Source organism: Bradyrhizobium sp. Mp19, from assembly GCF_029952935.1.
Taxonomy (GTDB): Bacteria; Pseudomonadota; Alphaproteobacteria; order Rhizobiales; family Xanthobacteraceae; genus Bradyrhizobium; species Bradyrhizobium elkanii.
In genome coordinates, this window is record NZ_JASAUT010000002.1 from 32,339 (window position 1) to 54,055 (window position 21,717).

The 21,717-nt window shown below is 63.7% G+C and carries 24 protein-coding genes and 1 tRNA gene; 9 read left to right on the plus strand and 16 right to left on the minus strand.

The features are described from left to right. Positions 1–219: 219 nt before the first annotated feature. The 4 genes from QJT82_RS02890 to QJT82_RS02905 all read right to left on the minus strand — a co-directional run bounded on the left by QJT82_RS02890 (position 220) and on the right by QJT82_RS02905 (position 6,071). Positions 220–1,134, minus strand: a complete 915-nt coding sequence (locus QJT82_RS02890) for a hydroxymethylglutaryl-CoA lyase (RefSeq protein ID WP_028342088.1) — start codon at positions 1,132–1,134, stop codon at positions 220–222. Then, positions 1,131–3,140 carry an acetyl/propionyl/methylcrotonyl-CoA carboxylase subunit alpha gene (locus QJT82_RS02895; RefSeq protein ID WP_028342089.1) on the minus strand — a complete coding sequence of 670 codons (2,010 nt, stop codon included), beginning with the start codon at positions 3,138–3,140 and terminating at the stop codon, positions 1,131–1,133. Before QJT82_RS02895 ends, QJT82_RS02890 begins: the two co-directional genes overlap by 4 nt. A gap of 14 nt (positions 3,141–3,154) precedes the next feature. After that, positions 3,155–4,759, minus strand: coding sequence for a carboxyl transferase domain-containing protein (locus QJT82_RS02900; RefSeq protein WP_028342090.1), 1,605 nt, complete (start codon positions 4,757–4,759; stop codon positions 3,155–3,157). A gap of 139 nt (positions 4,760–4,898) precedes the next feature. Continuing rightward, complete coding sequence (locus tag QJT82_RS02905) at positions 4,899–6,071, minus strand: isovaleryl-CoA dehydrogenase (protein ID WP_028342091.1); 1,173 nt, start codon at positions 6,069–6,071, stop codon at positions 4,899–4,901. Positions 6,072–6,263: 192 nt separating this feature from the next. Here QJT82_RS02905 and QJT82_RS02910 point away from each other — a divergent pair, with 192 nt between their 5' ends. Further along, positions 6,264–6,917: a TetR/AcrR family transcriptional regulator gene (locus QJT82_RS02910; protein WP_028342092.1), complete on the plus strand. Its 654-nt coding sequence runs from the start codon at positions 6,264–6,266 to the stop codon at positions 6,915–6,917. Between the two features lie 2 nt (positions 6,918–6,919). After that, positions 6,920–7,414 carry an Lrp/AsnC family transcriptional regulator gene (locus QJT82_RS02915; protein WP_035632032.1) on the plus strand — a complete coding sequence of 165 codons (495 nt, stop codon included), beginning with the start codon at positions 6,920–6,922 and terminating at the stop codon, positions 7,412–7,414. Between the two features lie 33 nt (positions 7,415–7,447). Here the strand turns inward: QJT82_RS02915 and QJT82_RS02920 are convergent, their stop codons facing one another. Beyond that, entirely contained in the window at positions 7,448–7,753 is a 306-nt protein-coding gene (locus QJT82_RS02920; RefSeq protein ID WP_016846428.1) for an ETC complex I subunit, read from the minus strand. Positions 7,754–7,997: 244 nt separating this feature from the next. On the opposite strand from QJT82_RS02920, the gene QJT82_RS02925 reads away from it, so the two are divergent. Continuing rightward, a complete protein-coding gene (locus tag QJT82_RS02925) occupies positions 7,998–9,161 on the plus strand; it encodes an OpgC domain-containing protein (protein ID WP_028342094.1) in 1,164 nt (387 codons plus the stop codon). 6 nt (positions 9,162–9,167) lie between these two features. Here the strand turns inward: QJT82_RS02925 and QJT82_RS02930 are convergent, their stop codons facing one another. Then, positions 9,168–10,988, minus strand: coding sequence for a carbamoyltransferase C-terminal domain-containing protein (locus QJT82_RS02930; RefSeq protein WP_028342095.1), 1,821 nt, complete (start codon positions 10,986–10,988; stop codon positions 9,168–9,170). 366 nt (positions 10,989–11,354) lie between these two features. Between QJT82_RS02930 and QJT82_RS02935 the strand changes: the two genes are divergently transcribed. After that, positions 11,355–11,639, plus strand: coding sequence for a hypothetical protein (locus tag QJT82_RS02935; RefSeq protein WP_080686822.1), 285 nt, complete (start codon positions 11,355–11,357; stop codon positions 11,637–11,639). Positions 11,640–11,979: 340 nt separating this feature from the next. On the opposite strand, the gene QJT82_RS02940 is transcribed toward QJT82_RS02935, so the two are convergent. The 5 genes from QJT82_RS02940 to QJT82_RS02960 form a co-directional block, all read right to left on the minus strand. Further along, entirely contained in the window at positions 11,980–12,756 is a 777-nt protein-coding gene (locus QJT82_RS02940) for a cyclase family protein (RefSeq protein WP_028342096.1), read from the minus strand. A 797-nt stretch (positions 12,757–13,553) separates the two neighbouring features. Beyond that, positions 13,554–13,630: transfer RNA gene (locus QJT82_RS02945), tRNA-Pro, on the minus strand. A 120-nt stretch (positions 13,631–13,750) separates the two neighbouring features. After that, the gene (locus QJT82_RS02950; RefSeq protein ID WP_196238190.1) at positions 13,751–14,188 is read right to left on the minus strand and encodes a DUF192 domain-containing protein; all 438 of its coding nucleotides are present in this window, start codon (positions 14,186–14,188) and stop codon (positions 13,751–13,753) included. Between the two features lie 163 nt (positions 14,189–14,351). Further along, positions 14,352–15,014 (minus strand): cold-shock protein, encoded by a 663-nt coding sequence (locus tag QJT82_RS02955; protein ID WP_018271501.1) that lies wholly within the window; start codon positions 15,012–15,014, stop codon positions 14,352–14,354. 210 nt (positions 15,015–15,224) lie between these two features. Then, positions 15,225–15,986 carry a Sir2 family NAD-dependent protein deacetylase gene (locus tag QJT82_RS02960; protein WP_028342098.1) on the minus strand — a complete coding sequence of 254 codons (762 nt, stop codon included), beginning with the start codon at positions 15,984–15,986 and terminating at the stop codon, positions 15,225–15,227. 251 nt (positions 15,987–16,237) lie between these two features. On the opposite strand from QJT82_RS02960, the gene QJT82_RS02965 reads away from it, so the two are divergent. Continuing rightward, on the plus strand, positions 16,238–16,399 hold the full coding sequence (locus tag QJT82_RS02965) for a hypothetical protein (protein ID WP_162832435.1): 162 nt from the start codon (positions 16,238–16,240) through the stop codon (positions 16,397–16,399). A 439-nt stretch (positions 16,400–16,838) separates the two neighbouring features. Here QJT82_RS02965 and QJT82_RS02970 read toward each other — a convergent pair whose 3' ends face one another. Then, positions 16,839–17,024: a hypothetical protein gene (locus tag QJT82_RS02970; protein WP_035632016.1), complete on the minus strand. Its 186-nt coding sequence runs from the start codon at positions 17,022–17,024 to the stop codon at positions 16,839–16,841. A 254-nt stretch (positions 17,025–17,278) separates the two neighbouring features. Beyond that, the gene (locus QJT82_RS02975) at positions 17,279–17,722 is read right to left on the minus strand and encodes a GrlR family regulatory protein (protein WP_245288787.1); all 444 of its coding nucleotides are present in this window, start codon (positions 17,720–17,722) and stop codon (positions 17,279–17,281) included. A 73-nt stretch (positions 17,723–17,795) separates the two neighbouring features. On the opposite strand from QJT82_RS02975, the gene QJT82_RS02980 reads away from it, so the two are divergent. From QJT82_RS02980 to QJT82_RS02995, 4 genes are all read left to right on the plus strand, one after another. Further along, positions 17,796–17,969, plus strand: coding sequence for a hypothetical protein (locus QJT82_RS02980; protein ID WP_018271496.1), 174 nt, complete (start codon positions 17,796–17,798; stop codon positions 17,967–17,969). Positions 17,970–18,037: 68 nt separating this feature from the next. After that, entirely contained in the window at positions 18,038–18,265 is a 228-nt protein-coding gene (locus QJT82_RS02985) for a hypothetical protein (RefSeq protein WP_028342101.1), read from the plus strand. Between the two features lie 1,026 nt (positions 18,266–19,291). Next, positions 19,292–19,744 (plus strand): VOC family protein, encoded by a 453-nt coding sequence (locus QJT82_RS02990; protein WP_028342102.1) that lies wholly within the window; start codon positions 19,292–19,294, stop codon positions 19,742–19,744. 348 nt (positions 19,745–20,092) lie between these two features. Next, the gene (locus QJT82_RS02995; RefSeq protein WP_028342103.1) at positions 20,093–20,734 is read left to right on the plus strand and encodes a glutathione S-transferase family protein; all 642 of its coding nucleotides are present in this window, start codon (positions 20,093–20,095) and stop codon (positions 20,732–20,734) included. An 18-nt stretch (positions 20,735–20,752) separates the two neighbouring features. Here the strand turns inward: QJT82_RS02995 and QJT82_RS03000 are convergent, their stop codons facing one another. The 3 genes from QJT82_RS03000 to QJT82_RS03010 all read right to left on the minus strand — a co-directional run bounded on the left by QJT82_RS03000 (position 20,753) and on the right by QJT82_RS03010 (position 21,684). Next, positions 20,753–21,001 (minus strand): hypothetical protein, encoded by a 249-nt coding sequence (locus QJT82_RS03000; protein WP_035632019.1) that lies wholly within the window; start codon positions 20,999–21,001, stop codon positions 20,753–20,755. 130 nt (positions 21,002–21,131) lie between these two features. Next, a complete protein-coding gene (locus QJT82_RS03005) occupies positions 21,132–21,389 on the minus strand; it encodes a PilZ domain-containing protein (RefSeq protein ID WP_018271493.1) in 258 nt (85 codons plus the stop codon). Positions 21,390–21,474: 85 nt separating this feature from the next. After that, on the minus strand, positions 21,475–21,684 hold the full coding sequence (locus QJT82_RS03010; RefSeq protein ID WP_028342104.1) for a hypothetical protein: 210 nt from the start codon (positions 21,682–21,684) through the stop codon (positions 21,475–21,477). Between the last annotated feature and the right edge of the window lie 33 nt (positions 21,685–21,717).

Consider the following 21,717-nt stretch of genomic DNA (forward strand, 5'->3'; position numbering starts at 1 on the left):
AGTCTAGGGAGGAAACGCCCTCAAGGAGGGCGGCGATAGCGCAAGGCGCTGTCGCACCATACGCATATGGGTTGAGAGTCCAGCTTCGGGAGCCCAGACTGCGCAAGCCGGGGGTGCGACTATGTGCCTTGAATCTGCGCTTCGCAGCGCATAAGTCCGAGCGCGACCGCCGAAGATTGAGGCGGCTACAATCCCAAATCGCTCCAAGCATCCCACAATTTACGATTTGGGGAGCCGCTTGCGCTTCGCGTTGAGCGCGGACGCAACACGGCTGACCGGCGGACGGCCGAGCAATCCGGCGACCTCGTTCGTCGTGGCCAGCAGCCTGTCCATGTCGATCCCTGTCTTCACGCCCATGCCTTCGAGCATGTAGACGACGTCCTCCGTCGCCACATTGCCGGTGGCGCCGGGGGCGTAGGGGCAGCCGCCGAGACCGCCCGCGGCGGCATCGATGACGCGGACGCCCTCTTCCATGCCGGCATAGAGATTGGCGAGCGCCTGGCCATAGGTGTCGTGGAAGTGCATCGCGAGGTTGCCGACCGGCAACTCAGAACCGACCGCACGCAGCATCTGCTTGGCCTTCAGCGGCGTGCCGACGCCGATGGTGTCGCCGAGCGAGATCTCGTAGCAGCCGAGATCCCACAACGTCACCGCGAGGTCGGCGACCGCCTTCGGCTCGATCTCGCCGTCGAACGGACAACCGAGCACGCAGGAGATATAGCCGCGCACCTTGACGCCGTCGGCCTTGGCGCGGGCCAGCACCGGCTTGAAGCGCTCGATCGATTCCGCGACCGAGCAGTTGATGTTGGCGCGGGAGAAGCCTTCGGAGGCCGCCGCGAACACCGAGACCACCTGGGCGCCCGCCGCGCGCGCTGCGTCATAGCCCTTTTCGTTCGGCACCAGCACATGGAATTCGGCACCCTTGACGTGGCTGACGCCGCGCAGCACCTGGTCGGAGCTTGCCATCTGCGGGATCGCCTTCGGCGACACGAAGGCGCCAACCTCGACCGTATTGAGCCCGGCCGCCACCAGCGCCTCGACGAAGGCGATGCGCGCCTCGACGCTGACCGGCGTCTTTTCGTTCTGCAGGCCGTCGCGCGGCCCCATCTCGATGATCTTGATCTGATCGCTCATGACGCGGCCGCGGGCTCGACTTCGGCAAGCTCGACGCCCTCGCCGACGATGTCGCCGACCTTGCATTTGAGCTTCTTCAGCACCCCGGCATAGGGCGCGCGCAGGGTCTGCTCCATCTTCATCACTTCCAGGGTGAGGATCGGCGCGCCCTTCTCCAAGGTCGCGCCCTCTTCGGCCAGCAGCGCGACCACGGTGCCCGGCAAGGGAGCCACGATCTTGTCCTCGCCGACCTGCTCCTCGCTCTCGCCGCCGAACGGATCGACCCAATGCAGGTCGAAGCGGCCGTTGCGGGTGCGCAAGTAAAGCTCGTGGCCCTCGACGACCGAAGCAATGCGCGACTTGAGACCGTTGAGCGTCAGGTCGAAGCCGTCATCGCCGGCTGACGAGATCGCGAAGACGAGCTCGCGGCCGCCGACGGAGAGCGTCGACGGTCCGTTGCCATAGTGCAGCGTGATGGTCTGGGCGGGCTCATGGCCCTGCCGGAACGAAAACACCCGCTGACGGCGGCCGACCGGCATCCAGCCGAAGGCCTGCCAGGGCGAGTTGGCCTCGCGCCGCGCCGCCTTCTGCTCGTCGTTGACGATCGCGGCCACCGCCGCGCAAAGCTCGAACTCGCCGGCCGTGCCCGTGCCCGATGTCAGGTTCTTCAGCTCGCGCTCGATGAAGCCGGTATCGATCGCATTGGCTCGCGTATCCTTATGCGTCATCAGCGACGACAGGAACGGGATGTTGGTGACGATGCCGCGGACATCGGTTTCCTCAAGCCCGCGATTGAGCTTCTCGATCGCGCCCTCGCGCGTCGGCGCCCAGGCGATCACCTTGGCGAGCATCGCGTCGTAGTAGGGCGAGACATTATCGCCGCTGCGATAGCCGGCATCGATGCGCAGGCCGTCGCCTTCCTGTGGCGTGCGCCAGGTCTTGATGCGGCCGACCGAGGGCATGAAGTTCTTCTGGGGATTTTCGGCGTAGACGCGCGCCTCGATGGCATGCCCGTTCAGCCTGATCTCGTCCTGCTTCAGCGGCAGCGCCTCGCCGAAGGCGACGCGGAGCTGCCATTCGACGAGATCGACGCCGGTGATCAGCTCGGTGACGGGATGCTCGACCTGCAGGCGGGTGTTCATCTCGATGAAGAACACGTCCTTGCCGTCGGAGACGAACTCGATGGTGCCGGCGCCGATATAATTGACCGCGCCGGCAGCCTTGCGGGCGGCCTCGCAAACCGTCTCGCGTTGCGCGGCGTTCAGCGTCGGCGACGGCGCCTCCTCGATCACCTTCTGGTGGCGGCGCTGCAGCGTGCATTCGCGCTCCCACAGCGAGAGCAGATTGCCGTGGCTGTCGCCGATGATCTGCACCTCGATGTGGCGCGGGTTCTGCACGTATTTCTCGATCAGCATGCGATCGTCGCCGAATGCCGCCTTGGCCTCGCGCTTGGCGCTGGTGATCGCGGCCGTGAGTTCAGCCGCCGAATTGACCACGCGCATGCCGCGGCCGCCGCCGCCGGCGGACGCCTTCACCAGCACGGGGAAGCCGATCCGGTTGGCGGCCTCCGCCAGCGTCGCCTCGTCCTGGGCCTCGCCGTGATAGCCGGGCACCAAGGGCACGCCGGCCTTCTCCATCAGCGCCTTCGAGCCGGACTTCGAGCCCATCGCCGTCATCATCTCGGCGGTCGGGCCGACGAACACCAAGCCTGCTTCAAGACAGGCCTGCGCGAACTCCGCATTTTCAGACAGGAAGCCGTAGCCGGGATGCACGGCCTCGGCGCCGGTCTCCTTGGCCGCCGCGATGACGCGCTCGATGTTGAGATAGCTGTCGCGCGCCCGCGCCGGCCCGAGCAGCACGGCCTCGTCGGCGAGCGCGACATGCATCGCGTCGCGGTCGGCCTCGGAATAAACCGCGACGGTGCGCAGCCCCATGGCGCGCGCCGAGCGGATGACGCGGCAGGCGATCTCGCCGCGGTTGGCGATCAGAAGCGTGCGGAAACGCCGGGTGAGTTTTGAGCGGTCCATGGTCAGTTCCTGGGTCACATCCTGAACAGGCCGAACTTCGTCGGCTCGATCGGCGCGTTGGCCGCCGCCGACAGGCCGAGCCCGAGCACGAGGCGCGTATCGGCCGGATCGATCACGCCGTCATCCCACAGCCGCGCCGTCGCGTAATAGGGATTGCCCTGCTTCTCGTACTGCGCGCGGATCGGCTCGCGGAACTTGTCTTCCTCTTCCGCCGACCAGCTCTCGCCCTTGGCCTCGATGCCGTCGCGGCGCACTTGACTGAGCACCATCGACGCCTGCTCACCGCCCATCACCGAGATGCGCGCGTTGGGCCACAGCCAGAGGAAGCGCGGGCTGTAGGCGCGGCCGCACATGCCGTAATTGCCGGCGCCGTAGGAGCCGCCGATCACGACGGTGAATTTCGGCACCCCGGCGGTGGCAACCGCCGTCACCAGCTTGGCGCCGTCGCGCGCGATGCCGCCGGCCTCGTATTTCTTGCCGACCATGAAGCCGGTGATGTTCTGCAGGAACACCAGGGGAATGCCGCGCTGGCAGCACAGCTCGATGAAATGCGCGCCCTTCAGCGAGCTCTCGCTGAACAGGATGCCGTTGTTGGCGATGATGCCGACCGGATAGCCAAAGATATGGGCGAAGCCGCAGATCAGCGTGGTGCCGTAGAGCTTCTTGAATTCGTCGAATTCGGAGCCGTCGACGATCCGCGCGATGATGTCGTGCACGTCGAACGGCTTTCTGCCGTCGGCGGAGACCACGCCATAGATCTCCTCGGCCGGAAACAGCGGCTCCTGCGCAGGGCGCATGTTGAGCTGAGCCTTCACCGGCTGCTTCAGTGTGCCGACGATACGGCGCGCGATCCCGATCGCGTGGGCGTCGTTTTGCGCATAGTGATCGGTCACACCCGACTGCCGGGAGTGCACATCGGCGCCGCCGAGCTCTTCGGCGGTGACGACCTCGCCCGTCGCCGCCTTCACCAGCGGCGGACCGCCGAGGAAGATGGTGCCCTGGTTGCGCACGATGATGCTCTCGTCGGACATCGCCGGCACATAGGCGCCGCCCGCAGTGCAGGAGCCCATCACGATCGCGATCTGCGGGATGCCCTGCGATGACATCTGGGCCTGGTTGTAGAAGATGCGGCCGAAATGCCGCTCGTCGGGAAAGATCTCGTCCTGCAGCGGCAGGAAGGCGCCGCCGGAATCCACCATATAGACGCAGGGCAGATTGTTCTGCCGCGCGATGTCCTGGGCGCGCAGATGCTTCTTCACCGTCATCGGGTAATAGGTGCCGCCCTTGATGGTGGCGTCGTTGGCGACGATGATGCACTCGCGCCCTGCGATGCGCCCGACGCCGGTGATGACGCTGGCGGAATGCACGTCACCGCCATAGAGCCCGTTGGCGGCGAGCGGCGACAGCTCCAGAAACGCCGTACCGGGGTCGACCAAAAGATCGACGCGATCGCGCGCCAGCACCTTGCCGCGCGAGGTGTGCCGCTTGCGCGAGGTCTCGCCGCCGCCGCCGGCCACCTGGTTGAGTTTTCCGCGGAGCTCCGCGACCAGGCCGCGCATCACCTCGGCGTTGCGGGCGAATTCAGAAGATGTGGGATCGATCGTCGAATGAAGCGGCATCGGTGTTGCACGTTTCGTTGGAGTATCGGTGGGTTCATGGTCAATCATCGTGCCGGGGTCAGCACAACTGCCACCACTGATGCGGTGACAGCCCCTCACCCCGCCCTCTCCCCGCAAGCGCGGGGCGAGGGAGAAGACATCAGGCCGTCTTGGCGAACAGCTCGCGGCCGATCAGCATGCGGCGGATCTCGCTCGTGCCGGCGCCGATCTCGTAGAGCTTTGCATCGCGCAGCAAGCGGCCGGTCGGATAGTCGTTGATGTAGCCGTTGCCGCCGAGCAGCTGGATCGCATCCAGCGCGCACTGGGTGGCCTTCTCGGCGGCATAGAGGATGGCGCCGGCGGCATCCTCGCGCGTGGTCTCGCCGCGGTCGCAGGCTTTCGCCACGGCGTAAACATAGGCGCGCGAGGCGTTCATCGTGGTGTACATGTCGGCGACCTTGCCCTGCACCAGCTGGAACGAGCCGATCGGCTCGCCGAACTGCTTGCGCTCGTGGACGTAAGGCAGCACCACGTCCATGCAGGCCTGCATGATGCCGATCGGCCCCGCCGCCAGCACCGCGCGCTCATAGTCGAGACCACTCATCAGCACATTGACGCCGCGGCCGACCTCGGAGAGCACGTTCTCCTCCGGCACCTCGCAATCCTCGAACACCAGCTCGCAGGTGTCGGAGCCGCGCATGCCGAGCTTGTCGAGCTTCTGCGCGGTCGAAAATCCCTTCATGCCCTTTTCGATGATGAAGGCGGTGATGCCGCGCGGGCCGGCGTTCGGATCGGTCTTGGCGTAGACCACCAGCGTATCGGCGACCGGACCGTTGGTGATCCACATCTTGTTGCCGTTCAGCACGAAGCGGTCGCCCTTCCTGTCGGCGCGGGTCTTCATCGAAACCACGTCCGAGCCCGCCGACGGCTCCGACATCGCGAGCGAGCCGACGTGCTCGCCCGAGATCAGCTTCGGCAGATATTTGCGCTTCTGCGCCTCGTTGCCGTTGCGGCGGATCTGGTTGACGCAGAGGTTGGAATGGGCGCCGTAGGACAGGCCGACCGCGGCCGACGCCCGCGAGATCTCCTCGACCGCGATGCAGTGCTCGAGATAGCCGAGGCCCGAACCGCCATACTCCTCCTCGACGGTGATGCCGTGCAGGCCGAGCGCGCCGATCCTCGGCCAGAGGTCGCGCGGAAACTGGTTGCTGCGGTCGATCTCGGCGGCGCGCGGCGCGATCTCGTTGGTCGAGAAATCATGCACCGTCTCGCGGATCGCGTCCGCGGTCTCGCCAAGGTCGAAATTGAAGATTGCCGCCTGGTTCGAGGCCATGATCCCTCCCGTGAGATTCATCGTGCAATTAAACGATCATACGTTTTTTTCTTGGCTTCGCAAGCAATCGTGCTATGGTTTGCGCGTGAAATCCGCAGTTCATTGAATTCACTGGGATTTCATGCGATATACATACGGTCGTTCGCTTGTTTCCTGGTTCTCCCTGGCAAGCCAACACCCTCCGAGGCCCCGATGGCACGCACGATCGGCTCACACGGCCCCACCACGCTGGAGGCGATCCGCAAGGCCGGCGTGCGCCTGATCTTCGAGCACGGCTACGAGGCCATGAGCCTGCGCCAGCTTGCCGCCGAGGTCGGCATCCAGGCCGGCTCACTCTACAACCATATCTCAACCAAGCAGGACCTGCTGTTCGATCTGGTGCAGGATCATATCAACGATTTGCTGCGCGAGCTTGATCTTGCGCTCGAGGGCAAGGCCGATCCGGTCGAGAAGCTGCGTGCCTTTGTCGCGTTCCACGTCAGCTATCACATGACCCGCAAGCGCGAGGTCTTCATCGCCAATTCGGAGCTGCGCAGCCTCGATGCGAAGAACTACGACGCAGTGGTGGCGTTGCGCGGCGCCTATGAGCAGCGGCTGGCGCAGATCCTCACCGACGGGGCGTCGGTCGGCGTGTTCGAGGTGGTCGACATCCAGGTCGCGACCTTCGCGATCCTGGCGCTGCTCACCGGGCTCTGCACCTGGTACCGCCCCGGCGGCCGTCTGACCCGCGACGCCATCATCGCGGCGCATGAGAAGCTGGTGCTGTCGGGCGTCGCGCCGCAGGCCGCGATCGGCCAGGCGAGCCACGGCAGCGACAGCCGGCGCGCCGCCGTGGCGGGCTCGTGACCGTGACAGAGCGCCCACAGCTCGATGACATCGATCTGCGGATCCTGTCCGAGTTGCAGCGGGATGGCCGGATCAGGATCAACGAGCTCGCCGAGCGGATCGGCATCACTGCCCCGCCTTGCCTGCGCCGGGTTCGCGCCCTGCGCAGCCGCGGCGTGATCCAGGCGATCCGCGCCACGCTGGACGAACGGCTGCTCGGCTATGAGGTGACGACCTTCGTGCTGATCCAGCTCGACAGCCAGACCCTGAGCGCGATCGAGGCGTTCGAGGCTGATGTTGCGGCCGTGCCGCGCTTCCTGCAATGCTGGCGGATCTCGGGCGATGCCGACTTCATGCTCCGATGCGTCGCGCCCAGCGTCGACGACATGCGCCAGCAGCTGCTGCAATTCGCCGGCCTGCCCAATGTGCGCAAGATCAGAAGCTTTCCGGTGCTCGGCGTCTCCAAGGATGCGCCGCTGCCGATCCCGGGCGCCCTCGCCGCGCCTGCGGCGAGCTGATCGGGGCGCCAGTCCGGACCAGTGCGTCCAACCTTAGTGGGTCCACGGCTCCCAGCGGCGGAACGCGAAATTGTCGGCATAGGCGATCTGGCGGTGCGCCGAATCCTTCGGCTCGATCACCTGGTAGGCGATGCCCTTGCGCTCGCAATAGGCGACCGCCTCTTCCTTGGTCTCGAACTGCAGCGTCAGCTGCTGCTTCATGTCGGTGGACGAGGTCCAGCCCATCAAGGGCTCCACGGAGCGCGGCTGCTCCGGCTCGTAGTCCAGTTGCCACTCTTTGGTCTTGGCACGTCCCGATTGCATCGCGTTTTTGGCGGGCTTAAAAATGCGTGCGGTCATGGATGGTCGGCCCCGTGGGATGTGCGACATGGAAGCGATTTGAAGGAAACCGCCGGGATAGTATAGAGACACCTATCAACGATCTGATCGGTGATTCCTCGGATCTCGGAGGCAGCCTTCGCCGGACCGGTATAGTCATTCTACCGCGCTGTGACAATCTGGCCTCGGGAGGCTTCCCTTAGCAGTCCCCTGGGCCCGCGGCGCGATCTTCTCGACAAGCATCACCTCGAGGAAGCGGCGCCCCATGGAAATCCACGCTACCCTGCCCGAAAAAGGACGTGACCTCCGGCTCGACCTGTTCCGCGGGGTCGCGAACTGGGCGATCTATCTCGATCACATCCCCGACAATGTCGTGAACTGGATCACGACGCGGAATTACGGCTTCAGCGACGCCGCGGACCTGTTCGTCTTCATCTCCGGCTACACCGCCTCCTTCGTCTACGCCCGCATGATGCTGGAACGCGGCTTCATCGTCGGCGCCACCCGGCTGACCAAGCGGGTCTGGCAGCTCTACGTCGCCCACATCATCCTGTTCGTGATCTACATCGCCTCGATCAGCTATCTGGCGCTGCGCTTCGGCGATTCCGAGATCATCAACGAGTTCAACGTCGCCGGCCTCGTCGACAACGCCACCGAGACGCTGCGCCAGGGCCTGTTTCTGAAATTCAAGCCGGTCAATCTCGACGTGCTGCCGCTCTATATCGTGCTGATGGGCCTGTTCCCGCCGGTGCTGTGGTTCATGCTGCGGCGGCCGAACTGGACCATGGCGGCCTCGCTCGTGCTGTGGCTGGTGTCGCGCCACCAGGGCTGGAACCTGCCGGCCTACCCGGCCGGTAGCTGGTACTTCAATCCGTTCGCCTGGCAGGTGCTGTTCGTGTTCGGCTCGTGGTGCGCGATGGGCGGCGCGCGCAACAACATGGGCATCATCAACTCGCGCTACACGTTGTGGTTCTGCATCGCCTATATGATTTTCGCGCTGATCATGACGATGGCCGGGCGCTTCCCGGACTTCGGCGCCATGTTCCCGGACTGGCTCTATTCGGCCTTCAACCCGAACGACAAGACCAACCTCGCGCCGTATCGCTTCCTGCACTTCGTGGTGATCACGGTGCTGGTGATCCGCTTCATCCCGAAGGACTGGGCGGCGCTGGAGTGGAAGGTGTTCGATCCCTTGATCGTCTGCGGCCAGCAGTCGCTGGCGGTGTTCTGCGTCGGCGTGTTCCTGTCCTTTGTCGGACATTTCGAGCTCTCGATGAGCTCGGGCTCGCTGTTCGCGCAGATCTTCGTCAGCATCTCCGGCATCGCGATCATGACGATCGTGGCCTATTACATCTCGTGGTCGAAGCGGCAGGACAAGCCGGTCAAGCCGCCGGCGGCAAAGCCCGCGGCACCGGCGACACCCGCGTAATAAGTTTCAGCCGCCGCCGCGACTGGGGTCCTGCGTGGTCGAGGAGACGATGGTGGCGACGTCGCCGAACGTCGTCATGACAGGCGTGACCACCTTGTGCATGGCGGTCTTCGACACCAGGGTGTCGTGCATCACGAGGTGGTCGATCCCGGTGGTGAGGAAGCAGCTGACCGCGTCCTGCGGCGTCTCGATGATCGGCTCGCCCTTGACGTTGAACGAGGTGTTGATCAGGACCGGCACGCCGGTCAGCGCCTCGAACTCCTTCAGCAGGCGGTAGAGCATCGGGTTGGTCTCTTCCCGCACGCTCTGCACCCGCGCCGAACCGTCGACATGCACGATCGCCGGAATCCTGTCGCGCCATTCCGGCCGCACCGGCTTTGCGATCAGCATGTAGGGCGAGTCCTCCTCGCCTTCGAAGATCTCCTTCATACGCTCGGCCAGCACGATCGGCGCGAACGGCCGGAATGCCTGGCGGTGCTTGACCCGGCTGTTGAGGATGTCCTTCATCTCGGCCTTGCGCGGATCGGCGATCAGGCTGCGGTTGCCGAGCGCGCGCGGACCGAATTCGGAACGGTCCTGAAACCAGCCGATCACGCGCTGGTCGGCGAGCAGCTTTGCGGTGTCGCGGCAGATATTGTCGCTGCGCTTCGCGTCGATCTGGATGCGCACCAGGAAGCTTTGCAGCGCGGCGGTCACCTCGGCGTCGCTGTAGCGCCGCCCGACATAGGCGTGGTCCATCACGAACGAGCGGCGCTGCTTGAGCACTTCGAGCCAGCCGTAATAAGCGCAACCAATCGCGATGCCGTCGTCGCCGGCGGCGGGCTGGATCCAGATGTTTTCGAAACCTGACTCGCGCGCGATGCGGCCGTTGGCCACGCAGTTCAGCGCGACGCCGCCGGCGATGCAGAGATTTTTCGCCCCCGTGGTCTCGCGCAGCCAGCGCGCCCGCGCCAGCAGCACGTTCTCGGTGTCGTCCTGCACCCGCCAGGCGATGTCCTCCCAGTGCCGCATCGCCGGGCTCTTGTCCCAACTGCCGCTGTCGAGCACGAAGGGCTGCTGGTTCTCGGCGCCCCAGAATGGCACGTGCAGCTTGCCGTCCTTCATCTCGAGCAGATGGCCGACCTGCTCATGGCGGCCATAGGGCGCAAGCCCCATCAGCTCGCCGCACTTGTTCCAGTCGCCGAACACATAGGTCGAGACCCGGCTGTACAGCGCCCCCAGCCCCGGCATGTTGTAGAACTCGTCCGACAACAGCCCGCGCGCCGGCTCCATCCAGACCTTCTTCAGGCATTCGAGCCTGGTGTCGTCGAACCTGTAGTAGCTCTCGGACTCGCGGGCCAGCGGCGACGCCTCATCCTCGGAGTAGGACTCCATCGCGTCGGCCCGATAATTGCCGACGCCGTCGACGATCATCACGACGCCGTCCTTGAATGGGGACACCGCGAACGCGCTGTAGGCATGCGCGAGGTGGTGCGAGATCGACACCACCTTGTCGGATTTGGAACGAAACAGCGGGTGCTTGATTGCCTCGTTGCGTTCGGCGATCGGCAGGAAGCCCGGCATATCCTGGTGGAGCATCCGCTCCTCCATCTCGAGCACCGGCAGGATGTAGCTGTTGTGCACCACGAGATCGACGTCGTCGAGGGTGATGCCCTCGGCCGACAGGCAGTAGTCGACGACTTCCTTGTAGAAGCCGGAGGCGTGCTTCTCGCGGGTGATGCGCTCCTTGGAGATCGCGTAGGCGATCGCGCCGTCACGCAGCAGGCAGGCGCTGACGTCATGGTCGTAGACGTTGAGACCAAGGACGTAAGTGTGTTGTTTCGGCATGGGCACTCTTTGGAAGGATACAGCAACGCTGAGAGAACAGGATCGTGTCGACTTCAAGTTCTCGCCGGCATTTTCCGACGTTCTCAAATCTCTGCTTCTGCGATGCACAAATCAAATCGGCGCAACGCAAGATGAACAGAATGAACGGCGGATGAACGACAAGATGAGCGCAGCAACGACAGTATCCTTTGCAGGCGGGACTGTAACTTGACCTTACCTGTTGGTCTCAATAGAGTCGTTAAAGCTCGCAAGAACCTTAGTGAAAATATTGTCTTAGCATGCACGAACCGAATGCCGGTGTCGCGCGTCTAAGCGAGACAGCCAGCATCAGTTCAGATGTTTGGAAGTGGACTGGAGATCTTCAGAATGACTAAACGCTACAATATCCTGACTCGTTGCCTAGCAGCAGTCGCTTTGTTGTTCGTCTATGTCGCAAGCACCTCTGCCATCCTGGTCGGCGTCACCACAGCGCCTGCGCAAGCCTGGCGCGGACGCGGCGGTGGCTGGGGCTATCGCGGCGGCGGCTGGGGCCGCGGTCGCGGGTGGGGCTATGGCCGCGGATATGGATATGGCCGTGGCTATGGCTACGGCGGTTACGCCGGTCCCCGTTGCTGGTGGACCCCGCGTGGTGTTCGCGTTTGCCGGTGGTAACAACCGCCCGGTCGACACAAGCGATATTGAAGACATGAAATCAGGTGCGTCGGTCCCGACGCACCTGATTTGCTTTTTGGGGGTTGGTTCACCTGCCGGGCTTGGCTCAGCTGCGGCACGCAAGAAAGAGCCCCGGAGACGCCGGGGCTCTAGTCACGGGAGAGAACGCTTCCGAAATCGGGACGCGAGGACGAGCCGGCGGCCCGATCACCCAATGCATCTACTACGTGCATGAAAGCAGATTCGGCTGCCTCAGGCTGTAGCCGTGCCGCAACAACCCGCCGTAATGCACAGCCTGTCCACCGGTTCCCGAAGCTGGCCGAACACAACCCCGGCGCGCCTAGCCGTCGAGGATGGCGACCGCCCTCGTCCAGCCCGCCGACGCGCGCTCGATCTTCACCGGGAAGCACGACACCATGAACCCGGTCGACGGCAGCTGCTCGAGATTGTGCAGCTTCTCGATGTGGCAGTAACCGATGTGCCGCCCGGCCTTGTGGCCTTCCCAGATCAGGCTGGCGTCCCTGGTCTCGGCGTATCTCTTCGCGGTGAAGACGAACGGCGCGTCCCAGCTCCAGCCGTCGATGCCGGTCAGCCGCACGCCGCGCTCGAGCAGATACATCGTCGCCTCGTAGCCCATGCCGCAGCCCGAATTGACGTAGTCGGGCTGGCCATATTTCGCGCCCGCGCTGGTGTTGACGACGACGATCTCGAGCGGCGACAGCGCGTGGCCGATGCGCTTCAGCTCGGCTTCGACATCCTTGGCGGTCGCGACGTAGCCATCAGGCAGATGCCGAAAGTCGAGCTTCACGCCCGGCTGGAAGCACCACTCCAGCGGCACCTCGTCGATGGTCCAGGACCGCTCGCCGCGGTTCATGGTCGGATGGAAATGCCAGGGCGCGTCGAGATGCGTGCCGTTGTGGGTGGAGAGCGAGACCTGCTCGACGGCCCAGCCCTGCCCGTCGGGCAAATCATCGGCCTTCAGACCATCGAAGAACTGCAGCATGCGCGGCAGCCCCTGCTGGTGATCGATATACTGGATGGTCGGATGATTGCCGGGCGGATCGGCCGGAACGTCGTTCTGCAGGGGAACGGAGATATCGATCAGTCTGCGCGCCATGGTTTTCTCGCGGGATTGGACTTGTCGGGTCGAACCACCCTGCCAGCGCGCGCGCTTTATCGGCAAGCCACATCCGCTCGAGATCGCAGCTCACGATGTCGTGGCTTGGACTGCGGCAAGGCGGCGCAACGTTGAACCTATCCCGCGCCCGTACGACCCATTGGCACTGGGGATTTCAGGGCCCAGTATTTCGACGGCGCCGTCCGGACGAGCATATTCCGTCCAGGCGGCGTTGTTGCCTCAGGCGAGACAATCTCGGCCGAAGCCTGGTTACCCGTGCCAGAACGCTGTTCACGCACAGAGAGCCACAGAAACAATCCGTGTGCTCATGTCGCGCGGATTGCTGGTGGTGTTGCCACGGCGATACAGAGATACCCCCACAACGATGCTAACCAACCTGCATCTGAATCAAGACGGGGTTGCGTCGTGTCGGGATTTGATCACTGGAACGGTGCAAATAGAGCTTACTCGTCCGTAGAAGCGCCGCATCTGCGCGATGAGCAGCAGCAGTTCGACCGCTATCACAAATTCGACGACCCCATCTCGCGACCGCCGGAGAGTGGCTCAAGAACCGTGATCCTGGATCGCTACAACCCGCCGGCTCGTTGACCTGGTCAGCGCCCGGGCGGCTGAAGTTGCGAGCAGTGGAGCGCGGGTCTTCGGTCCCGCGCGTGCTATTTCAGGGTGCCAACTGACCGCGATTTGCGGACTAGGTCAGACACGAATGCCGAGCACGCGCCGATCATTGCGTCCGCCTCATCTACCGACGGAGCGTTCTGTTAAGTCTTTGATTTGGATGGTCGGGGCAGCTGGATTCGAACCAACGACCTGCAGTACCCAAAACTGCCGCGCTACCAGGCTGCGCTATACCCCGACATTTCCGAGAAGCCCCGTGGATACACGCTTCAGCCAGCGCCAGCAAGGCACGGATGGGGGCTTCGTGCGGCGAATCCGGGCACCGCTTTCCGTCCGGAAATCGCGTCAAAACCGGATGCTAACGGCCGCCGAACAGCGGATGGGCAACCCGATCGCCGGGCTGGATGCCGTATTTCTGCGCGGTCCCGGCAATCACCTCGAGCACGCCCTTGGCCAGCCCGCGCGACGGAATGATCCTGGTCGAAAGCGGCTCGGTGTTTTCGGCGATCCGCAGGATGCGCCCGTCGGCGCGGATGAAGATCATGTCGAGCGAGATGTAGGTGTTCTTCATCCACATCGACACTTCCTGCTCCGGCGAGAAGTCGAACAGCATGCCTTTGCCGTCCGCGAGCTCCTTCCGGTACATCAGGCCGGTTTCCTTCTCCTGCTCGGTGGTCGCCATTTCGACCGAGAAGACGTGCACGCCCGATTTGGTGACGATCTCGAGCGGCTGGACGCTTGCAGCCTGCGCGGCCGGGACCAGCAGCGCGCCGAACATGATGATGAGCGAGGCCATCAGCCACGGGCGAAGCCGCTCAACAATGCGAACGAAATTCATCGACAAATACTCACACCGGAGACAATTTTCCGGCGGACCCTAACCCGACGATTGCGGCAAATGCCAGAGCCGGGAGGGCTCGCCGGCGGCTCACGTTTCCGTCAGGGAGTCTGTTCTGGCGCTAATGCGACGACAGCGCCGACGGACCGGTCTCCGGGTGGATCTCGGCGGCCATCATGCCCTTGGAACCGGGCCCAAACCGCACCAGCACATACTGGCCGGGGCGCAGTTCGGTCATGCCGAAGCGGCGCAGCGTCTCCATATGCACGAAGATGTCGGGCGTGCCCTCGCCGCAGGTCACGAAGCCGAAGCCGCGCAGCCGGTTGAACCACTTGACCTGCGCGCGCTCGAGCCCGCTGGTTGCGGTCACCGTGACATGAGTGCGCGGCGGCAGCATCTGCGCCGGATGGATCGCCGTCGATTCGTCCATCGAGACGATGCGGAAAGCCTGGTAGCCCTTCGCGCGCTGCACGCATTCGACGACCAGCCGTGCGCCCTCATAGGCGGTCTGATAGCCGTCGCGCCGCAGTACGGTCACATGCAGAAGGATGTCGGGCCAGCCATTGTCGGGGACGATGAAGCCGTATCCCTTCGAGGCGTCGAACCATTTGATGACGCCGGAAACCTCGACGAGGTTGGCCGCGGTGTCGCCGAGACCGGAGAAGGCATCGATCGCCGGATCGCGCGGCGCGCTTCCATACTCGCCTTGACCAATCCTGCTTTGCCCAACTCCGCCCATCGGCGGTCCGCCGAGCTTCTTGGACTCAAATCCGTCCGACCCCATGACCCCGGACCCCACACATCAAATGCAGATCGCCGTCGTTGCGGCGCACCCTGTACACGCTGCTCTCCATGACCAACTCACTCGGACTGATTTTGGACGCGGCGCGAATCTCTCAACCAAAAGATAACACTCCCGCTTGCGGGGCATAGCTAAAAAACGATTCTTGCGGGAACTATGAACAGGCTTGCACAGCCGCGAATCAATCGGGCATCAATTGCCTACGAAAGGACCAAGCGTGTCGCCGATGTCGTGGCGGATCACCAGATCGGCGATGTCGTCCTGATCGGTCGGCTCGTTGTTGATGATCACGAGCCGCGCGCCGCTCTCCTTCGCCATCATCGGAAAGCCTGCGGCGGGCCACACCACAAGCGATGACCCGATCGCCAGAAACAGGTCGCAGTGCCTGGAGAGTTCCGCCGCGCGGCGCATCGCATCCTCAGGCATCGATTGCCCGAACGAGATCGTCGCGGTCTTCACCGGATCGCCGCAGTCCGCGCAGTCGGGCGCGCTGCCCGTCTTGTCGAACTGCTGCTTCACCCACGACAGCTCGTAGTCCTTGCCGCAGCCGATGCAGCGGCCATAGGTCGTGTTGCCGTGCAGCTCGATCACGTCGTCGGCCTTGAAGCCCGATGCCTGATGCAGGTTGTCGATGTTTTGCGTGATAATGCCGGGAACCTTGCCGGCCCGGTAGAGCGACGCAAGCGCGCGATGGCCGCGACCGGGTTTGGCCGCCGCAAAGGTCTGTTCCATCGCAAAGCGGCGCCGCCAGGACTCGTCGCGCGCGTCCTGGCTGGCGACGAACTCGTCGAACGGAATCGGCCGGTTGCGGGTCCACAGCCCGCCGGGCGAGCGGAAATCGGGAATGCCGCACTCGGTGGAGATGCCCGCCCCGGTGAACGGCACGATGGACGACGCCTCGGCAATCATGTTGCCGAGCTGCTCGACGCCGTTGCGCAAGTCTTTTGCGATCACTGAAAACAATCCGGTTGGCCGCAGCGACTATAGCACGGCCAAACCGATTGCGAGTTCAACCGTTGCGCGAGCGATCGGCTGCCATCGAGATGCCTTGATCGATCGGCTGCGACCAGCCGCCTCGGCGCATCCGCTTCGTCGCTCTTCCACCGCCTCAGCATCATCACATTCCTGCACTGGCCGCTCCGCATTGACGCCCAATTCGCTGACGCCAATGCGCCCGGGACAGGACCACGGCCAGGAGGATGGGCATGACCGATCAGGAAGACCGCGTCGCGCGCGAGCGCGAGGAGATCGTCGCACGTGTCGCCAGCTTCAGGGCGACGCAGCAGAAGTTCGAGCGCGATCGCCAGGAATACTACGACAACACGCTCGGCAATGCCTGGAGTGGCTTTCAACGCAAGACCGCTTGACGCAAGGCCGCTTGATGCCCTGCCGGGCGACCGCGCTGGTGGTCCGGGCACCGCGATTGCGCCATGAGGCGCAAGTGAGAAAGCCCGGAGCGGCGTGCTCCGGGCTTATGGCTATTGCCAGTGCCGCTGTGCGATGGTTGCCGCAAACGCAGTTCCGGTTCCCTGGAGCGTTTTCCGATCGGATCGCTCGAAAACGCGCCAGCCATGCGATAGCGCAAAGCTACCATCGGATAGCGCTGGAACAAAAATACAACCTCAGAGATTAGCTTGACGGAGAACGAGGTTGGCGTCGATGCCGGCGTGGATGGAACTGCTGCTTAACGTGATGGGCTTTGCCGGTTTCATCGGCATCGCGATGTATCACAAGCATCCGAACGGGAAGCTGCCGGACTGAGCGCCGGCGGCCCGTCTCCACTTGCCTCTCCCCGGCTTGCCGTCTTCAGTTTGCCTTCCGAGCCTCTCCCGCTGTCCGGACCAGCCGGTCCGACTTCACGAGCACTTTGCCGCTCTCCGGCTGCGGCCGAAGCCAGAAGCTGATCGCGACGAAAGCCGAGCAGAACAGCAGCCCCACCACCATCACGCGCCGGTGGGTCGGTCGATCAGCACTGTGGAACGATGGCATCATGGCTGTCACCCGCAGCCATCCCAATCGCAATCGCAAGTGGTGACAACACCATGCTGCCCTTAACCTAACCAGGTAGGGTTAGCGGTGGCCGGGTAATGCCTCGTCAGGAAAGTTCCGATCAGCCACTGCAGCGGGATTCACAGCGATATCCCCCACTTGTCCGCAGCAAATTCACAGCACCAGTGGGTCCAATTATCCAACAAAATACGGATCTTGCTGCACCCTCGTCCACAGCCTCACGCCGCGTGCGCGCGTCAGGCATCCGCCAGCCGTTTCAGGGTGGCCCGGAAACCCAGGCTGCGGGTTCCAACCAACACGGTCCCGAACACTTCGGCCTCGTCACCGCTGAACGTGCCGGAGAACCCGCTCGTCACTTCCTGTCCGGCGAACAGCGGACGGGTGAACGGGTCGGCGAACGGCGAATGCTGGTTGGTGCTGAGATGTCCCTTCCAGGTGCCCTCGCCGACCGTGTAGGCCCCGATCGACCAGAAATACGGCCCGCCGCCGATCAAGAGACCGTCGCGCAGGATCAGGATGCCGCTGTCGCGGCCCCTCACGCCGTCGGTCATGTGGATGTGGATCGAATAGAGCCCGTTCTTCATCGATCGCGCCGCCCGGTCCTGGCGGCCCGCAGTATGGCTCCAATCCGGCCGGCGTGCGAGCAGGCCGATACCGCCCGGCCCTCCGAATCGGCGCAAAACGCAGCTCCCGGGCGCTTACAAATCGTTAAGAAAGCCCTGACAAGGTTCGATCCTCCGGAGGGAGAGAGCCATGCTCGTATACCCCGTACCTGTCGAAGTGACGCAAGCCAGAGTGCAGCTCGTCGTCGACCAGACGGCGAAGGAGCAGCCGCGCATCATCAATGAGGATGTGCTGGATGTCTTCGCCGCGAAGAACCAGGCCGACCGGGAAGCGGTCGAGACCATCCTCGACATCAAGGTGTGAGAGCGGCACCAGCCGACAGGAACCTCTCGACTGCGCGCGGGTCATCCTGGTGACGCCAGGAGGCGCCCATGTGCAAGCTCATCGCGGTCACCGTCCTCACCCTGATATGCGGCGCGGCATTTGCCCAGGATACCGGTCCCGCGCCGCAGAGCGGCATGGAACGGCCTGAAAACACCAACGGAGCTACCCAGAGCGGCGCGATGGACACCACGGGCATGGGCGTGAAGCGGGCCAACAAATCCGAGATGAAGGACACGGCAAAGGGCGCGGCGAAAAGGTACGACGCAAAAAAGTAGGTTCCCACGACCAACATCCGGAGAGTTGCGACCTTCAAAAAGCGACCTTCAAAAAAAGTGGCGACCTTCAAAAAAGGAAGGAACGACTCTCTCGTTCCGCCGTTGGTTTGGCGAGCGGTACAACGAGGGAGAAATCCACCGGAAATATCAGCTCAACAAGCCCCGTCAGCTTACTTCGGTAAACTGGCGGGGTTTTGTTTTCTGGAGGCGGTCGGCCAGCTGGCGGACCCAGTCCGCATTGAACAAGCGCAACGGCACATCACGCGTGGTGCCGACAGCTCACCGCCCTGTCGGCTTTGGAAGGACCCGGCGAATCCCCCTCGCGGGGTCCTTCTTTGAACCTTTTGTACGGCGCGAAGACATAAAGGGCGCTGGGGATTTCAGGGCCCAGCATCCGGCGCAGCGCTGTGGGACGAACATACTCCGTCTACGCGGCGCTGTTGCATTTTATAAATTCAACCTTAAGTTTGGTCTCCAACAGTTGACGGCTCACGCCCTGAGAGATCCCCAGTCCGTTAGCTGGGAAAGCCCCGCATCCAGCCTGCGGGGCTTTCTATTTTCCGGCCCCAGGAACTTTCCGCGCGCAGCGACATTGTATGCCCGGTTGCCGGCACGATCTCCCCAAGGCCGGTCGGCATCAGACCTCGCGAGCCCACTCGCGGGGTTTTGCGCTTTAGAGGACGTCCAACCTCGCGCGTCCTTGATTGGCCGTGATCGGCAATCGGTGCGATAGAGGCCGCGCCTCCAAGGCTCGACCACAAGCCCCGTCCCAGAAATTCTGCTGGGCGGGGCTTTCTTGCATCCGCTTGCTGTGCAAGCGTGTCGCCGCGCGTCCCGTCCATACCTGGCTGCGTGATCGCGCGGCGCAACGGGCGCCAGCGCTCGCGAAGGCGTGAGCATGCAAAGGCGAAATGCGCTCGGCAAAAGTCGCGCAAACCCCTGCCCCGCGCCGCGTTTTGCTGCTATTTCTTGCCCCGTCTCGCCCGAGCCCAAACAAAATCTCTGAATCTGCAGGAGGATAAAAAAATGCGCTATCTGCACACCATGCTGCGCGTCCGCAATCTCGATGTCGCGATGAAATTCTATCAGGACGCGCTGGGGCTGAAGGAAGTGCGCCGCATCGACAATGAGAAGGGCCGCTTCACGCTGTTGTTTCTCTGCGCGGAGGAAGATCTGCATCTGCTCAAGTCCCTGCCGCAGACCCGCGGCGCGCCGCTGGTCGAGCTGACCTACAATTGGGACGAGGAGAAATACGGCGAGGACCGCCATTTCGGCCATCTCGCCTACGAGGTCGACGACATCTACGCGACCTGTGAGAAGCTGATGAAGATGGGCGTCACCATCAATCGGCCGCCGCGCGACGGCAACATGGCATTCGTGCGTTCGCCCGACCTGCACTCGATCGAGATCCTGCAAAAGGGCGAGCCGAAGGCCCCGGCCGAGCCGTGGGCGTCGATGCCGAACACCGGTCACTGGTAAACACCGCGCCCGCAGCCGCGTTCCTGTCGGCATTTCGCTTCTGCTGAAGCGCCGAGCGAACGCGAGGAACGCGACACGATCGTTGACGTTGCCTCCTCACAAGCATGCGAGGAGGCAACGATGGGAAGAGGAATTTTGCTTTGGCTGTTGGGTGTGCCGATCCCGGTGATCATCGTGTTGTGGTTGTTGTTCGGTCACTGACGGCGTCTTGATGCATAGCTATCAGCGAGGCTCTGCCGCAACGCGGCGGGGCCTCTTTTTTTGCTCTCGGTACAATTCACCCCGCGCTTTTCCCCGACGCTTCAGCTATGAACGCGCGCAAAGCACAACAGCGGGAAGAAACGCGTGATGGATAGCAAGCCGCAACTGACAATCTGGGGCCGGGCCAATTCGGTCAACGTGCAGAAGGTGCTCTGGTGTCTCGTCGAGCTCGACCTCCCCTATCAGCGCATCGATGCCGGCATGCAGTTCGGCAAGAACGATCAGCCCGACTATCTCGCGATGAATCCGAATGGCCGCGTCCCGACGCTGGTCGACGGCGACTATGTGCTGTGGGAATCCAATTCGGTGATGCGCTATCTCTGCATGGCCTACGGTCAGGGCGCGCCGCTCTATCCGCAAGCGCCGAAGGCGCGCGCCGCCGTCGACCGCTGGCTCGACTGGACGCTGTCGACGCTGCAGCCGGTCGACCGGCCGGTGTTCTGGGGCCTGGTGCGCACGCCGCCGGAGAAGCGCGACATGGTGCAAATCCAGAAGGACGCCGATGCCGAGGGCGTGGTGTGGCGCGTCGTCGAGGCGCAGCTTGCACGGCGCCGCTTCATCGAGGGCGACCATTTCACGATCGCCGACATCGCGCTCGGCGCCTTTGCGCGGCGCTGGCTCGGCGTCGAGGGCGTCAGCAAGCCGAAGCTGCCCAATCTCGAACGCTGGTTCGGTGAGATCGCAGGCCGGCCGGCCTTCGTGCGCTTCATCGCGCCGCCGATGTCGTGAGCGCGGGCGGCAAACCGCTCACCGTCCGCGGCCGGACATCCCGCCATCGACGCTGATGCCGCCGCCGAGCTTCACGCAGGTGTCGGCGCCCTCGACCTTGACGAAGCCCGGTCCGTACGACGCGCAAGGATTGCTTCGCGTCGCGGATTTCGACGGCAAGGTTTTGCCGGCGTCAGCGGGCGTCTGGAAACTGCGGCGGTCGCCCTGCTGGGCGAACGCAGCGGCGGGAAGCAGGACGGCGATGATGGCGAAGCAGGTCTTGCGCATCCGGCCTTTTATCCTGCGCCACCGGATGAGGCTAGCTCATGATGCGATCGGGCAGAATTGCGGCATGAGCTTGCTTCTTTCTTGAGCATGATCTGTTCGGAAACCCGGATCCACTTTTTCGGATCATGCTCTACCGCACGAACTTGACGCCGAACGTCCTGCCCTCGCGCCACACCACTTCGCAGGCGCGCCCGGTGCGGGCGTCGCGCGAGAACGCCAGCCGCAGCTTGGCCGGCAGCGTGTTGTTGTCCTGGACCGTGATCTTGGCGCCCGACGAAGACATGTCCTCGACCACGCAGGGCCGCGCGGCGAATCCGCCGTCGAGCGTGATCCAGCCGGATTGCCGCAGCGATTTGCGCGTTTCGCGCTTCCTGGTCCCTGGAGCCATCACATCATCCCGGGCCCAGCCGTATCGCCGTTGGCTTTACAAAGGGTTGCGAAAGAGCGGCGGATTGCAGCGATCTCAGGATTGTTCACATCTGCCAGCGCGGCACGGCGCCGTTGCAAATCTGGATTTCGAAGTCGGTTCGGACTCCGCAAGTGACATCCTGGCTGACTTGGCTGATCTGCTGCATGGCTTGGTACCAAGCGGAGCGCGGCTGCCTGGCTGTGGCCAAGTGCTGCGGTGACGTCGTTGCCGTAAATGCCGCCAGCGTTCGCGCGATAGTCACATCGTCGCTCATCAAGGACGCAGTCTTGGCAACGAACTCAATTGA